Here is a 13963-nt window from a genome sequence, read left to right as displayed (position 1 = left end):
GCGTCGTCGTGGCTTGTCGCGCAGTTCCCCGCGCCCCTATCGGGGCGCGGGTCACCAGCCCGTCAGCAGCAGGTGATTTACGAGCAGCGCCAGCACGGCCTGTGCCGCCAGCCAGCCGCGTGCCCCTGTCAGGAACGCGCAGCTCGGCAGGAGCCACATGGCGAACGGGAGCCAGATGCGTTCCGTCTCCGCCTTGCTCATGCCGGAGGCGTCGGCGATCAGGAGGGCGAGGAGGGTGGCGGTCACCAGGACGGCCAGGCGGAAGGCGGGGGCCTGGGTGCGGTGGGTGAGGGTGGTGGCCGTGCGGCGCAGGCCCGCGGCGGTGGCCGGGCCGACGATGAAGACCGTGCAGGCCAGGTTGGCCCACACCCAGTAGCCGTAGGGGCGGACGCCGCCCGCGCCCTGGTAGTAGCGGGTGACCAGCAGGCCGTACGCCTCCCACCAGTTGAAGCCCAGCGCCGTGAACACGGCCGGGACCACGGCCAGTCCGGTGAGGAGGAAGGGGAGGGGGCGGGGCATGGGGGTCCCCCCGCTCGAGCGGAGCCGAGAGTGGGGGAGGGTGCCGTGGAGGAGGACCGCGGCGGCGATCAGGGCGAAGAGGGTGAGCCCGTAGGAGAGGTAGGCGGTCAGCCCGAAGAGGAGACCCGAGGCGAGGCCCGTCCAGCGCGGGTGGTGGCCCGTCACCGCCAGGGCCAGCAGCGCGGTCGCCCAGGCGGCCACCGCCGTGAAGTAGCCGTCCGCGGAGGTCCCCACCCACACCGCCGCCGGGGCCAGGGCGAGGAAGGGGGCCGCGCGCCGGGCGAGGTGGTCGTCGGTCAGTGCCCGTACGGCGATCAGGACCGCGGCCGCCGCGGTCGTACCGATGGTGATGACGAAGGCGCCCGCCCAGCCGCCGCCGCGCAGCCCGAGGTGGTCGAGGAGGACGAAGGTGACGGTGGCTCCCGGGGGATGGCCTGCCACGTGCGCGGGCCAGCTGCCGGGGAGGCCGCCGATGATGTGGTGGGTGAAGTCCCGCAAGGTGGCGGGGACGTCGTGGAAGCGGTCGATGACCTGGAGGTATTCGTAGCGGGTCGTCAGCTGTTGGGCGATGCCGCGGTACCAGCCGTCGACCAGGGCGAGGGACCACGTCCACGCCAGTGCCGTCCCCCAGGTCGCGAGCAGCAGAGGGCGCCAGGGCAGGCGGGCGGCGAGCGTGGGGCCGTAGGCCACCACGGCCGCCGCGACGGCGATCGCCGCCGGGGTGCCGGGGCCGATGTGCGGGTCCCAGGTCGCCAGGAGCGGGGGCCACGCGACGCGGAGTGAGCCGTCGCGGTGCTCGATTCCGGTGCCGACGACCGCGGCCGTCACGACGAGCAGTGCGGCGGCCGCGGCGGCGTAGAGGTCTCGGCTCAGGTCGCGGTTCACGGCGCACACGCTAGGCCGCGGGGCCTCGACCGGACGGCTGACATGCACGGACGTCAGAGTTTCGTCATGGTTCGCGGACCCGTTTCGGGGGTGCGCCGGACCTACGGTCGGGGCATGAGACGGACTCCCTTCTCGCCCTCCTTCTGGCGCAGCCCCTTGCGCGGCCCGTGGTTCACCTCGGTCCTCGGCATCGTCCTGCTCGGCGGCATCACCGTGCTGTTCGTGACGGGACTGCTGTCGTACGCCGCCTACAACCCGGACCTGGCGCGGGTGAACGACAAGACCCCCGACAAGGGGATCCTCGGCTTCTATCTCTTCTCCTGGCCGACCGATCCGCACTGGCTGTACCGGCTCACCCAGGGCGTGCACGTCACCCTCGGGATCACTCTGATTCCCGTGCTGCTGGCCAAGCTGTGGTCGGTGGTGCCGAAGCTGTTCACGCTGCCGCCCGCGCGCTCCCTCGCGCATGCCCTGGAGCGGATCTCGTTGCTGCTGCTGGTCGGCGGCGGCCTGTTCGAGTTCGTCACCGGCGTGCTGAACGTCCAGCTCGACTATGTCTTCCCGGGCTCCTTCTACCCGCTGCACTTCTACGGGGCGTGGGTCTTCTTCGCCGCGTTCGTCGCCCACGCGGTGCTGAAGACCCCGGCGGCCCTGCGCAATCTGCGCGGTATGCGTCAGCCACGCCAACCGACCGAGGAGGAACGCGAGTTGGTGTCTCCGGACCCCGATCCCCCGACCGTCTCCCGGCGGGGCGCCCTCGGGCTGGTCGGGGGCGGCTCGCTGCTGCTGTTCGGCACGACGGTCGGGCAGGACTTCGACGGGCTGCGGTGGTCCGCGGTTCTCGCCCCGCACGGGGGCGCCGAACCCGGCAGTGGGCCGGGCGGCTTCCAGATCAACAAGACCGCCGCGTACGCCGGCATCAGTGCGGCCGAGCGGAGCGAGGACGCGTGGCGGCTGACCGTCGGCGGGCGCACGGGCACCGTCCGGCTCAGCCGCGCCGATCTGCTTCGACTCCCGCTGCACAGCTCGGCGTTGCCGATTGCCTGCGTCGAGGGCTGGTCGACCTCCGACCAGTGGTGGCGGGGTGTGCGGCTGCGGGACCTCGCGGCCCTCGTCGGGTACGAGGGCGATCCGCCGGACGTCTTCGTGGAGTCGCTGCAACGGCACGGCGCGTTCCGGCGGGCCGCCCTGCGCGCCAACCAGGTCGCCGACCCGCGTTCCCTGCTCGCCCTGTTCGTCAACGGCGAGGAGCTGACCCCCGACCACGGCCATCCGGCACGGGTCATCGTGCCCGCGGCGCCCGGTGTGCTCAACACCAAGTGGGTGGCGCGGATGACGTTCGGAGACCTGTGATGAGGCGCCCCCGGTTCGCGCTGCCGCTCGGCAGCCCGCTCCAGATCCTGCTGCTGGCCTGCTCGTTCGCGCTCGCCGCCTATGCGGGGGTGCAACTGCTCGCGGGGGACTGGTTCGGGGTCGCGCTGTGGTTCGTGGGCGCGGCGCTGCTGCACGACCTGGTGCTGCTGCCGCTGTACGCGGCGGCGGACCGCGCCCTCGTGAAGGCGGCGGGCCCGCGGCGCGGGTGGGTGGGGTACGTCCGGGTGCCGGCCGCCCTGTCGCTGCTGCTTCTGCTGGTCTGGTTCCCGCTGATCGGCGGGCAGGTGACGGCACGCTACGCGTCCGCCACCGGCCTGTCCGCGGACCGCTTCCTGTCCCGCTGGCTGCTGCTGACGGCCGTGCTCTTCGGCGGTTCGGCGGTGCTGTTCCTGCTGCGGCTGCGCAGGGCGACGAAACAGCGGCCGCCGGCCGTCCACTGATCGACGGCGCGCCAGCGGTTCGCGTGCCGCAGGAGGGCGGATGTGCCGAGCCGGGCCCAGGGGAAGGGGGGTCCGGCGGCGCCCCGGGCGTCGGTGACGTGGACCCGGACCCGTTCGTCGACGTCCGGGTCCGGGACCGTCTCCACGATCAACAGGCCGCCCGGGGTGAGGAGTTGGGACATCCTGGCGAGCAGAGCGCGCGGGTCGCCGCCGATGCCGATGTTGCCGTCGATCAGGAGGGCGGTGCCCCAGTGGCCCTCGGCGGGGAGCGGCTCGAAGACGGAACGGTGCAGGGCGTTGCCGCCGCGGGCGACCGTGTGGCTGACGGCGGCTTCGCTGACGTCGATGCCCAGCGCCGGGAGAGGCCGTCCGTCGTCCGCTGCGCCGTCGTGGCCGGTCGCGCCCCGCGGCGCAGCCGCTGATCGACGCAGCCCGGCGCCCCTCAGGGACGGTGCCGAGCCGTAGCGGGCTTCGTTCTGCCTGTTCAGGGCCGCGATCAGGCGGCCGGGACCGCAGCCCACGTCCAGTACCGGGCCCTCGCAGCGGCGTAGTACCTCCAGGTCGGCCGCGTCGGCCTCCGCGCACCAGCGCTCCACCTCCAGCTGGAGCAGCCAGCCGTCGGTGCGTCGCAGGAACAGGGGCCCCCGGCCGGTGCGCAGGGCGTGGGTGTAGGGGTCGGAGGACCAGGTGCCGTGGTCCGGCGGAGCTCCCGCCTGTCGTCCGATCCGTGCCGCCAGTTCCGTCGTGCCGCTCATCGGCCGGCCTCCGTGAGCCGCTCCAGCGCGGTCGCGAACCGGCCGCCCGGTGCCGCCTTGGCGACCAGTTCGGCGTCGTGCGCCGTGTCGACGTCCCGTAGACGCGGCAGGTCCCGTACGCGCAGTCCTGCCAGCCGGGCGCGCTGGACGGCGCCCGTGTGGGGGGTCGACATCGGGACGCCGAGGAGGAGCGCCGGGTCCGGGTCGGCCAGGCCCAGGGCCCAGAAGCCGCCGTCCTCCGCGAGGCCGAAGTACGCGTCGCAGTCGGCGAAGTCGGCGGTCAGCAGCTCCGGTGTCACCTGGGGCGTGTCCATGCCGATGAGCAGGGCCGGGCCGTCGCAGTGCGCGAAGGCGGCGGCCAGGCGTTCGTCGAGGCCGCCCGGGCACTGCCGTACGACCTCGAAACCGGGCGGGAGCCAGGGGCCCGGCTCGCCCTCCAGGACCAGGACCCGGCGGTGGGCGGGGGTCCGGGCGACGGTGTCCAGGGTGTCCGCGAGGGACGCCTCCGCCAGCCCGGCGGCCTCCTCGGGTGTGAACGGCGGCGTCAGGCGGGTCTTGACCCGCCCGGGCCGCGGCTCCTTGGCGATGACCAGCAGGGTGGTGGTCACGGGCGGGCTCCTTCCCGGACCGGCGGTTCGGCCAGCACCCGGCTCATGTCCCGCACCGCCTGCCAGGTGCCGCGCCAGGTGCCGGTCACCTTGGAGGCACCCGCGCGCGGGCGGTAGGGGACGTCGTACTCGGCGATCCGCCAGCCCGCGTCGGCGGCACGGACGACCATCTGCAGGGGGTAGCCGCTGCGGCGGTCCGTGAGGGCCAGGGACAGCAGCGGCTCGCGGCGGACGGCCCGTAGCGGGCCCAGGTCGCGAAGGCGCAGGCCGGTGCGGCGGCGGAGGAGACGGGCGAGGGCGAGGTTGCCCGCGCGGGCGTGCATCGGCCAGGCGCCGAGTGTCCGCGGCCGGCGCCGGCCCAGCACCAGGTCGGCCTCCCCGGCCCGGATCCGCTCCACGAACGGCACCAGGTCGGCCGGGTCCAGCGAGGCGTCGCAGTCGCAGAAGCAGACGATGTCCGCCGTGGCCGCCGTCAGGCCCGCGTGGCAGGCGGCGCCGAAGCCGCGCCGCGCCTCGGGCACGACACTCGCGCCGAGCGTGCGGGCGAGGTCCGCCGAGCCGTCGGTGGAGCCGTTGTCCACGACGAGCGCGCGCCAGCCGGGCGGGATGCGCTCCAGCACCCACGGCAGCGCCTCGGCCTCGTCGAGGCAGGGGAGTACGACGTCCACGGACATCGCGCCCGGTTCTCGTACGTCGGATACGTCTTTGTCGGAAGGGGGCGTCACGGCACTCACCCTACGAACGGGAATCGGACAAATCGGGCTTCGGCTCCTTACGAAACAAGGACGTCAGGGGGCGGACGGCGGCTTACGCGCGCGAGGGGTGCGAGGCTGGCTCCATGGAGCAGCAGCAGTACGGACAGGGCGGCGCCCGGGTCCTCGTCGTCGACGACGACCCCACCGTCGCCGAGGTCGTCACCGGGTATCTCGACCGCGCCGGGTATGTCGTGGACCGGGCCGGCGACGGGCCCGACGCGCTCGCCCGCGCCGCCGCACACTGGCCCGACCTCGTCGTGCTCGACCTGATGCTGCCCGGCATGGACGGCCTGGAGGTGTGCCGGCGGATGCGGGGGCACGGACCGGTGCCGGTCATCATGCTCACCGCGCGCGGCGACGAGGACGACCGCATCCTGGGCCTTGAGGTCGGCGCCGACGACTACGTCACCAAGCCGTTCAGCCCCCGCGAGCTGGTCCTGCGCGTCGAGTCCGTGCTGCGCCGCACCCGGCCCTCCCAGCCGACGGGTCTGCTGCGGGCGGCCGGGCTCGCCCTCGACCCGGCGTCCCGCCGTGCCCTCAAGAACGGAGCCGAACTCGCCCTCACCATCCGGGAGTTCGACCTCCTCGCCTTCTTCCTGCGGCACCCCGGCCGGGTCTACAGCCGCGAGGACCTGATGCGGGAGGTGTGGGGCTGGGACTTCGGCGACCTGTCGACCGTCACCGTCCATGTGCGGCGGCTGCGCGGCAAGGTCGAGGACGACCCGGGCAGGCCCCGGCTGATCCAGACCGTGTGGGGCGTCGGCTACCGCTTCGACGGCTCCGAAGACGTCACTGAGGGCGTCTCCCGAGCGGAGGCGTGACCATGCACGCCAACCTCCTCATCGCCCTGTTCGCCTTCCTCGGCGCCGCCGCGGCCGGACTGCTCGGCGCCTGTGTGCTGCTGCTGATCCGGCGCCGCTCGCTCGCCCTGCACCTCGGTGTGGTCGCCGCCGTCGCCGTCACCGCGATGCTCGCGGGCACCCTCGCGGTCGCGCAGGCGATGTTCCTGTCCGGGCACGACCTGAAGGTCGTCACGACCGTCGTCGCGATGGCCGCGGTGGTCTCCCTGGCCACCGCCCTGCTGCTGGGCCGCTGGGTCGCCGCCCGCAGCCGCGCCCTCACCCTGGCCGCCCGCTCCTTCGGCGACGGCGGCGACTTCACCTCGCCCGTCGGTCCCGCCACCGCCGAACTCGCCGCCCTCAGCCGGGAGTTGGAAGCCACCAGCGCCAAACTCGCGGAGTCCCGGGAACGCGAACGAGCCCTGGAGTCCTCCCGGCGCGAACTGGTCGCCTGGATCTCCCACGACCTGCGCACCCCCCTCGCCGGGCTGCGCGCCATGTCGGAGGCGCTGGAGGACGGCGTCGCCGCCGACCCCGGCCGCTACCTCAAGCAGATCCGCACCGAGGTCGAGCGTCTCAACGACATGGTCGGCGACCTCTTCGAACTCTCCCGCATCCACGCGGGCACGCTGGCGCTCAGCCCCAGCCGGATGTCCCTCTACGACCTCGTCGGCGACGCGCTCGCGGGCGCCGACCCGCTGGCCCGCGAGCACGGCGTACGGCTGGTCGGCGGCCGGGTCGAGCCCCTGCCGGTGGAGGTGGACGGCAGGGAGATGAGCCGGGTACTGGGCAATCTGCTGGTCAACGCCATCCGGCGGACTCCGGCCGACGGCACGGTGGCGATCGCCGCGGAGCGCTCACAGGACGGCGTGGTCGTGTCCGTGACGGACGCCTGCGGCGGCATCCCGGAGGAGGACCTGCCCCGCGTCTTCGACACCGGATGGCGGGGCACGCATGCCCGGACTCCCCCGGCCGGGGCGGGCCTCGGCCTCGCCATCGTGCGCGGCATCGTGGAGGCGCACCAGGGCCGCGCGACGGTCCGCAACATCCCGGGCGGCTGCCGCTTCGAGGTGACCCTGCCACTCGCGGAGGCCTGAAGGGTCACCTCTCGGGGCGGCACTCGATGTCGGTCGCGGAGATCTCGCGGCAGGTGAGCCCGCTGCCGGGGCCGATGGCGTGCGAGAGGAGCGGTGCGACGAGCTTCTCGCAGGTCCCGTTCGCGGCGTCCTCGGAGTCCTCGTTCGCGTGCTTGCAGGCCCTGTCGATGACGGTGGCGCTGTCGACCTTCTTGCCGGGCGGCGGCGTGTCCGCGAAGGCCGACGGGGCGAGGAGGAACACGCCGACCACCGGTGCGCCGAGCAGCGCGGCGATCCGGGTGCGGGTGGGCTGGAGAGTACTCCGGAGCATTCTGCGGTCCTTTCAACTGATTTGCACCGAACAGCGCCATGATCGACGACAACGACGTCGTCCCGGCGTGGACACGCTCAGTGCGTCCGCGTGAACTCCCGCATCCACGGCAGCTGCCGTGTGCGATGGTGCTGCCCGCTGCCGCTTCGTGAATGCGGGCAGCACCACCGGTCCATCGGGGGCCTATGCCTCACGCATTCCGGCCCGCGCGAACTCCCGCATGCCCTCCTCGAAGCCCACCTCGGCCTTCCAGCCCAGCTCGGCCCGCAGCCGCGCCGAGTCCGCGGTGATGTGCCGTACGTCGCCGAGCCGGTACTCCCCGGTGACGACCGGCTCCGGGCCGCCGTACGCCGCGGCCAGCGCACGAGCCATCTCGCCGACGGTGTGCACCTCGCCGCTGCCGGTGTTGTACGCGGTCAGCGCCCCCTCGCCCGAACCCGCCTCCAGCGCCGCCACATTGGCCGCCGCCACGTCCCGCACCTGCACGAAGTCCCGCCGCTGACGGCCGTCCTCGAAGACCCTCGGGGACTCACCGCGGGCCAGCGCCGAGCGGAAGAAGGAGGCGACGCCCGCGTACGGGGTGTCGCGGGGCATCCCCGGCCCGTACACGTTGTGGTAGCGCAGTGACACCGCCGAGCCGCCCGTGGCGCGTGCCCACGACGCCGCCAGATGTTCCTGGGTGAGCTTGGTCGTCGCGTACACATTGCGCGGGTCGACCGGGGCGTCCTCCCCGACCAGCCCGGGGGACAGGGCCTCACCGCACACCGGGCACGGCGGTTCGAAGCGGCCGGCGTCCAGGTCGGCCACCGTGCGCGGGCCCGGCCGTACCACCCCGTGCCGCGCGCAGGCGTAACGCCCCTCGCCGTACACCACCATCGACCCGGCCAGCACAAGCCGTCGTACACCCGCCTCGGCCATGGCGGTGAGCAGGACGGCGGTGCCGAGGTCGTTGTGGGAGACGTAGTCGGCCGCGTCCGCGAAGCCGGTGCCCAGGCCGACCATCGCCGCCTGGTGGCACACGGCGTCGACCCCGGTGAGGGCGCGGCGCACGGCTGTGGGACTGCGTACGTCCGAGGCGGGATCGGCCCGGACGTCGTACACCACCGGTTCGTGCCCGCGTGCCTCCAGTGCCCGCACGACCTGGGACCCGATGAACCCGGCCCCGCCGGTGACCAGTACTCGCATACGGCCACGCTAGGGCCGCGACCTGCCGGGACACGTGGGCCGCGCCCGGGACGTCACGGGTCCGTAAGACCTCTGGGAGCCCCCGGCGTCAGGCCCGCACCGGCAGCGCGACCGTGAACACCGTCGACCCCGGCCGGCTGCGCAGCTCGATCGTGCCGCCGTGGGCGCGGACCAGGGAGCCGGCGACCGACAGGCCGAGCCCGCTGCCGCCCCGGTCGCGGCTGCGGGCCTTGTCGACGCGGTAGAAGCGGTCGAAGACCCGTTCCTGGTCGGCGGCCGGAATCCCGGGGCCGGCGTCCTCGACCCGTACGACGGCGCTGCCCCCGGCCACCTCCACCGCCATCGACACCGGCGTACCGGCAGGCGTGTGGACGGCCGCGTTGGTGAGCAGGTTGTCGAGGACCTGGCGGATGCGGTGCGGGTCCAGACGGAGCTTCAGCGAGGGCGGCCCGGACATCACCTTCAGGGGGCGCTGCGGATGGGTCGCCCGGAAGGCGGCGGCCGCCTCGTCCACCAGCTCCACCAGGTCCGTGTCCTGCATCCGCAGCGGCGCTTCCACCTCCGCCGCGTCCAGGCGGGCGAGCAGCAGCAGATCGTCCAGCAGCACGCCCATCCGGGCCGCCTCGGCGCGCAGCCGGGCCAGGTGCTTGTCGCGCTCCTCGGGGGCGTTGGCGGCGGCGTACTGGAAGAGGTCCGCGTAGCCCCGTACGGACATCAACGGTGTGCGCAGCTCGTGCGAGGCGTCCGCGACGAAACGGCGCAGCCGCTGTTCGGCCTCCGCGCGCACCGCCAGCGAGTCGTCGATGTGCTCCAGCATGGTGTTGAAGGCGGTGCGCAGCTCCTCGACCTCCGGGCCGCCGCCCCGCTCGTCGGCGCGCAGCGGCAGCCGGGCCGCCGACTCGGTCAGGTCGTGCGAGGCGATGCCGTGCGCGGTGTGCGCCATGTCGCTCAGCGGGTTCAGACCCCGTTTGAGCATCCTGCGCCCGAACACCACCAGCGCCAGCAGCGCCAGCCCGAACGCCACCACCTGGACCGTGATCAGCCGCCGTACCGTGTCGTCGATGTCGGCCATCGGCGCGCCGCTGACCAGGACCACACCGGGCTCGACCTCGCAGGCGCGCAGCCGGTAGTCGCCGTCGCCGGTGAGGTGCGCGGTGCGCAGGATCTCGGTGTCCGCGGCGCCCTGCGCCTTGGCCAGGGAGGTGAGGGGCGCGATGTCCGAGGGGAGGTCGGTGGCCTCCTCCGGCTTGCGGAGCACCGCCTTGCCGCCCGACACGTCGTACACGGCGTAGTACCAGCCCCAGTACTTCTTGCCCTGGAGGGTGCCGGTCTCCGCGACGTTCTTGGACTGGGCGACCTGGGCGAGCCCCAGCTGGTCGTCGAGCTGGTTCGACAGGTAGTCCCGCATATAGGTCGTCAGGGCCGTGCCGACCACGGCGAACACCACCAGCGCCAGCGCCCCGAGCCCCAGCGCCAGCCGGGTGCCGAGGCGGAGCCTGCGGTACGACCCGAGGAGCCGGCGGATCACTCGGCCGCCTGCCGGATCACATACCCGAAGCCCCGCACCGTCTGGATCAGCGGCTCGCCCGTGTCGTCCAGCTTGCGGCGCAGCCGGCTGACGACCAGCTCGACGACGTTCGAACGGCCCCCGAAGCCGTACTCCCACACATGGTCGAGGATCTGCGCCTTGGTCATCACGGTCGGCGACTTGCGCATCAGGAAGCGCAGCACCTCGTACTCGGTGGGGGTGAGCGTGAGCAGCTTGTCGCCGCGCCGCACCTCGCGGGTGTCCTCGTCCATCGTCAGGTCCGCGACCCTGAGGACGGACCGCTGGAAGCCGGGCCCGGCGCTGCGCCGCAGCACCGTCCGCAGCCGGGCCATCAGCTCCTCCACCGCGAACGGCTTGACCAGGTAGTCGTCACCGCCCCGGGTCAGGCCCGCCACCCGGTCGGCGACGCCGTCCCGCGCGGTCAGGAACACCACGGGCACCATCGTGCCCGAGCCGCGCAGCCGGTCCAGGACACCGAAGCCGTCCACGTCGGGCAGCATCAGGTCCAGCACCACGATGTCAGGGTGGAACTCGCCGGCCAGCCGGAGCGCCTCCTCGCCGGAGTTCGCGGTGACCGCGTCCCAGCCCTCGTAACGGGCCACGGTCGCGACGAGATCGGCGATGGGCGGGTCGTCGTCCACGACCAGGAGGCGTACTTTTTCCACCCGCTCATAGTGCGGTACGCGCCCGGTCGGACCATGTGGTCGGGCGCACAGCCGGCACATCGATAAGTACTTGTAAGTTGTACGACAGGTTATCGACAGCTCCCGCCAGCCAAGCTCGGTCACCCAGGACCCGATCGAGGAGCTGCCGACCCGTGACGACCGTCCAATCACCCCCTGCGCCCCCCACGGCGATACGCCCCAGGGTGGTGGCCCGCACGGGCCTGTACGCCGTGCTCGCCGCGAACGCGGCCGTGGTCGCCTACTTCTTCGCCCAGGCGGGCTTCGTCTCCAACGCCCTGATCGTCATCGGCCGCCTCACCGGCCTGTACGGCGCCCTGATCATGGCTTTCCAGCTGGTGCTGGTGGCCCGGCTGCCCTGGCTGGACCGCCGGATCGGCATGGACCGGCTGACCTCCTGGCACCGCTGGACCGGCTTCGCCCTGCTGTGGACGCTGCTCGCGCACGCCGTCTTCATCAGCTTCGGCTACGCAGACGGCGCGGGCGTCGGCCCCGTCAGCGAGCTCGTCGACCTCGCCGAGACGACGGAGGGCGTGCTCCGCGCGATCGTCGCGCTCGGCATCATCCTCGTGGTCGGCGCCGTCTCGGCCCGCTACGCCCGCCGCCGCCTCGCCTACGAGACCTGGCACTTCATCCACCTCTACACGTATGTCGCCGTGGTGCTCGCGTTCACGCACCAGGTCGCGGTCGGTACGACGTTCACCGCGTCGTCCGCCGCGAAGACGTACTGGTACGGCGTGTGGGGCGTGGCCCTCGGCGCGGTCGTCCTGGGCCGCCTGGTCCTGCCGCTGTGGCGGAACCTGCGGCATCAGCTGCGGGTCTCCGAGGTCGTTCACGAGTCCGACAACGTCGTCTCGATCTACATGACCGGGCGCGACCTGGACCGGATGCCCGCGCAGGCCGGCCAGTTCTTCCTGTGGCGGTTCCTGACCCGCGACCGCTGGTGGCAGGCCAACCCCTTCTCCCTCTCCGCCGCCCCCGACGGCCGCACCCTGCGCCTCACCGCCAAGGCGGCGGGCGAGGGCAGCGCCGCCCTGAGGCATGTGAAGGTCGGCACGCGTGTGTTCGCCGAGGGCCCCTACGGCGCCTTCACCACGCTGCACCGTACGAAGTCCGCCTCCCTGCTGATCGCGGGCGGCGTCGGGGTCACCCCCATCCGGGCCATCCTGGAGGACATCGAGGGCCACGCGGTCGTCATCTACCGCGTGGCCGCGGACCGCGACGCCGTCCTCTACGAGGAGCTGCGCGAGCTGGCGGTGGCCAAGGGCGCCGAGCTGCACCTGGTCACCGGACCGCCGGTCCCCGACAAGCTGGCGCCGCGCGAGCTGGCGCGGCTGGTGCCGGACATCGGCGACCGGGACGTCTTCCTGTGCGGTCCGCCGCCGATGATGAACGCGGTGCTGCGCAGCCTGGGCGAGCTGGGCGTGCCCAAGCAGCAGATCCACTTCGAGCGCTTCAGCCTGGCCGGCTGAGAAGGACGGGAAAGACATCGTGAAGCGAGCCATCCCCGTCGTCGTCCTGAGCATCGCGGGCCTGGTCCCGGTCTGGCGCTACGAGCCGTCGGTCGGCGGTACGGCGTCCACCGCCGAACCCGCCTCGACGCCGTCGGCGTCCGCCTCCGCAGGCACTTCGTCCGGCACGGTCGTCAAGGGCACGACGATCCAGACGGAGAAGGGCCCCGTGCAGGTGCAGGTGACCTTCTCCGGCGAGAAGATCACCGCGGTGAAGATGTTGCAGCAGCCGAACCATCCGCAGACGGCGGCGGCGGTGCCGAAGCTGGTCGCGGAGACGTTGAAGGCGCAGAGCGCTGACATCGACACGGTGTCCGGCGCCACCATCACCAGCGAGGCCTACAAGAAGTCCCTCCAGGCCGCGATCGACTCGAACGGTGCGAGCGCGAAGACGTCCGCGTCCCCCTCGGCCTCCGCCTCCGCCGCGCAGACGGTTTCGGGTTCGACGGTGGAGACGGAGAAGGGCCCCGTGCAGGTGCAGGTGACCTTCTCCGGCGAGAAGATCACCGCGGTGAAGATGTTGCAGCAGCCGAACCATCCGCAGACGGCGGCGGCGGTGCCGAAGCTGGTCGCGGAGACGCTGAAGGCGCAGAGCGCTGACATCGACACGGTGTCCGGCGCGACGATCACGAGCGACGGCTACAAGGAGTCCCTCCAGGCCGCGATCGACGCGAAGGGCTGATCCGGATGCACGGCGTCGAACACGTCATGGGCTTCCCCGTCTCGCTCCGGGTCGACGACGAGGACGTTTTGGAGTCGGCCGCCGACGCGGTCTTCGCGTGGTTGCGCGAGGTCGACGCCCGGTTCAGCCCCTTCAAGCCGGACAGCGAGGTGTCCCGCCACGGCCGGGGTGAGCTGGCGCGCGGCGAACTCAGCGACGACCTGGCCGAGGTGCTCGACCTGTGCGAGCACTACCGGATCGCGACGGGCGGCGCCTTCGACGTACGGCTGCCCGGCCGCGGGCTCGACCCCTGTGCGGTGGTCAAGGGCTGGTCGGTGCAGCGGGCGGCGGAGCTGCTGAAGGCGGCCGGGGCGCAGAGGTTCGTCCTGAACGCCGGCGGTGACGTGGTCGCCGCCGGCGGCCCCTGGCGGGTGGGCGTACGGCACCCGGAGTACGCCGACAAGCTCTGCACCGTCCTGGAGCTGACCGACGGGGCGGTGGCCACCTCGGCCCGCTACGAGCGCGGCGACCACATCATCGACGGGCGCACCGGGCTCCCGGCCACCGGGCTGCTCAGTCTGACCGTCGTGGCCGCCACCCTGACGGAGGCGGACTCGGTCGCGACGGCGGCGTTCGCGCTGGGGGTGACGGGCGTCGAATGGGCCGCCTCACTGCCGGGCTGCGAGGTCTTCGCCGTGGACGCGGACGAACAGGTGCTGCGCACGGAAGGCTTTCCGATCACCACGGAGTCGTCGGCCGCGTGACTCGTCGGCCGCGTGACTCGTCGGCCGC

At 72.9% G+C, this 13963-nt stretch carries 14 protein-coding genes; 6 read left to right on the top strand and 8 right to left on the bottom strand.

The window, feature by feature from the left end:
• Positions 1-51: 51 nt before the first annotated feature.
• Complete coding sequence (locus tag ABT254_RS12665; protein ID WP_351467633.1) at positions 52-1404, bottom strand: hypothetical protein; 1353 nt, start codon at positions 1402-1404, stop codon at positions 52-54.
• Positions 1405-1518: 114 nt separating this feature from the next.
• On the opposite strand from ABT254_RS12665, the gene ABT254_RS12660 reads away from it, so the two are divergent.
• Positions 1519-2757, top strand: a complete 1239-nt coding sequence (locus ABT254_RS12660; RefSeq protein WP_351467630.1) for a molybdopterin-dependent oxidoreductase — start codon at positions 1519-1521, stop codon at positions 2755-2757.
• 316 nt (positions 2758-3073) lie between these two features.
• On the opposite strand, the gene ABT254_RS12655 is transcribed toward ABT254_RS12660, so the two are convergent.
• Genes ABT254_RS12655 through ABT254_RS12645 form a run of 3 tightly spaced genes read right to left on the bottom strand, consistent with a single transcriptional unit; the run spans position 3074 to position 5255 of the window.
• Positions 3074-3973: a methyltransferase domain-containing protein gene (locus ABT254_RS12655; RefSeq protein WP_351467627.1), complete on the bottom strand. Its 900-nt coding sequence runs from the start codon at positions 3971-3973 to the stop codon at positions 3074-3076.
• Positions 3970-4581, bottom strand: coding sequence for a TIGR04282 family arsenosugar biosynthesis glycosyltransferase (locus ABT254_RS12650; protein WP_351467624.1), 612 nt, complete (start codon positions 4579-4581; stop codon positions 3970-3972). Before ABT254_RS12650 ends, ABT254_RS12655 begins: the two co-directional genes overlap by 4 nt.
• Entirely contained in the window at positions 4578-5255 is a 678-nt protein-coding gene (locus ABT254_RS12645) for a glycosyltransferase family 2 protein (RefSeq protein WP_351468072.1), read from the bottom strand. The genes ABT254_RS12650 and ABT254_RS12645 overlap by 4 nt, the downstream gene beginning before the upstream one ends.
• Before the next feature lie 164 nt (positions 5256-5419).
• Here ABT254_RS12645 and ABT254_RS12640 point away from each other — a divergent pair, with 164 nt between their 5' ends.
• Complete coding sequence (locus ABT254_RS12640; RefSeq protein ID WP_351467621.1) at positions 5420-6157, top strand: response regulator transcription factor; 738 nt, start codon at positions 5420-5422, stop codon at positions 6155-6157.
• A 2-nt stretch (positions 6158-6159) separates the two neighbouring features.
• Positions 6160-7272 carry a sensor histidine kinase gene (locus ABT254_RS12635; RefSeq protein WP_351467619.1) on the top strand — a complete coding sequence of 371 codons (1113 nt, stop codon included), beginning with the start codon at positions 6160-6162 and terminating at the stop codon, positions 7270-7272.
• A 4-nt stretch (positions 7273-7276) separates the two neighbouring features.
• Here ABT254_RS12635 and ABT254_RS12630 read toward each other — a convergent pair whose 3' ends face one another.
• The 4 genes from ABT254_RS12630 to ABT254_RS12615 all read right to left on the bottom strand — a co-directional run bounded on the left by ABT254_RS12630 (position 7277) and on the right by ABT254_RS12615 (position 10981).
• Positions 7277-7582, bottom strand: a complete 306-nt coding sequence (locus tag ABT254_RS12630; protein ID WP_351467617.1) for a hypothetical protein — start codon at positions 7580-7582, stop codon at positions 7277-7279.
• Positions 7583-7765: 183 nt separating this feature from the next.
• Positions 7766-8767 (bottom strand): NAD-dependent epimerase/dehydratase family protein, encoded by a 1002-nt coding sequence (locus ABT254_RS12625; RefSeq protein WP_351467614.1) that lies wholly within the window; start codon positions 8765-8767, stop codon positions 7766-7768.
• Between the two features lie 88 nt (positions 8768-8855).
• Entirely contained in the window at positions 8856-10295 is a 1440-nt protein-coding gene (locus ABT254_RS12620) for a sensor histidine kinase (RefSeq protein ID WP_351467611.1), read from the bottom strand.
• Positions 10292-10981, bottom strand: a complete 690-nt coding sequence (locus ABT254_RS12615) for a response regulator transcription factor (protein ID WP_344401905.1) — start codon at positions 10979-10981, stop codon at positions 10292-10294. The genes ABT254_RS12620 and ABT254_RS12615 overlap by 4 nt, the downstream gene beginning before the upstream one ends.
• Positions 10982-11133: 152 nt before the next feature.
• Between ABT254_RS12615 and ABT254_RS12610 the strand changes: the two genes are divergently transcribed.
• From ABT254_RS12610 to ABT254_RS12600, 3 genes are read left to right on the top strand one after another with little or no spacing between them, the layout of a single operon-like run.
• On the top strand, positions 11134-12471 hold the full coding sequence (locus tag ABT254_RS12610) for a ferredoxin reductase family protein (RefSeq protein ID WP_351467607.1): 1338 nt from the start codon (positions 11134-11136) through the stop codon (positions 12469-12471).
• Positions 12472-12490: 19 nt separating this feature from the next.
• Positions 12491-13192 carry an FMN-binding protein gene (locus ABT254_RS12605; protein ID WP_351467604.1) on the top strand — a complete coding sequence of 234 codons (702 nt, stop codon included), beginning with the start codon at positions 12491-12493 and terminating at the stop codon, positions 13190-13192.
• A gap of 5 nt (positions 13193-13197) precedes the next feature.
• Entirely contained in the window at positions 13198-13935 is a 738-nt protein-coding gene (locus tag ABT254_RS12600; RefSeq protein WP_351467602.1) for an FAD:protein FMN transferase, read from the top strand.
• Positions 13936-13963 lie beyond the last annotated feature (28 nt).

This window comes from Streptomyces sp. NPDC001137 (genome assembly GCF_040298885.1).
Taxonomy (GTDB): Bacteria; Actinomycetota; Actinomycetes; order Streptomycetales; family Streptomycetaceae; genus Streptomyces.
The sequence above is the reverse complement of the archived record's forward strand: the minus strand, read 5'-3'. Positions and strand labels throughout refer to the sequence as shown.

Coding starts and splice junctions, on each gene's coding strand:
- ABT254_RS12660 (WP_351467630.1), top strand. CDS start 1,519: ATGAGACGGACTCCCTTCTCGCCCTCCTTCTGGCGCAGCCCCTTGCGC.
- ABT254_RS12655 (WP_351467627.1), bottom strand. CDS start 3,973: ATGAGCGGCACGACGGAACTGGCGGCACGGATCGGACGACAGGCGGGA.
- ABT254_RS12645 (WP_351468072.1), bottom strand. CDS start 5,255: ATGTCCGTGGACGTCGTACTCCCCTGCCTCGACGAGGCCGAGGCGCTG.
- ABT254_RS12640 (WP_351467621.1), top strand. CDS start 5,420: ATGGAGCAGCAGCAGTACGGACAGGGCGGCGCCCGGGTCCTCGTCGTC.
- ABT254_RS12635 (WP_351467619.1), top strand. CDS start 6,160: ATGCACGCCAACCTCCTCATCGCCCTGTTCGCCTTCCTCGGCGCCGCC.
- ABT254_RS12630 (WP_351467617.1), bottom strand. CDS start 7,582: ATGCTCCGGAGTACTCTCCAGCCCACCCGCACCCGGATCGCCGCGCTG.
- ABT254_RS12625 (WP_351467614.1), bottom strand. CDS start 8,767: ATGCGAGTACTGGTCACCGGCGGGGCCGGGTTCATCGGGTCCCAGGTC.
- ABT254_RS12600 (WP_351467602.1), top strand. CDS start 13,198: ATGCACGGCGTCGAACACGTCATGGGCTTCCCCGTCTCGCTCCGGGTC.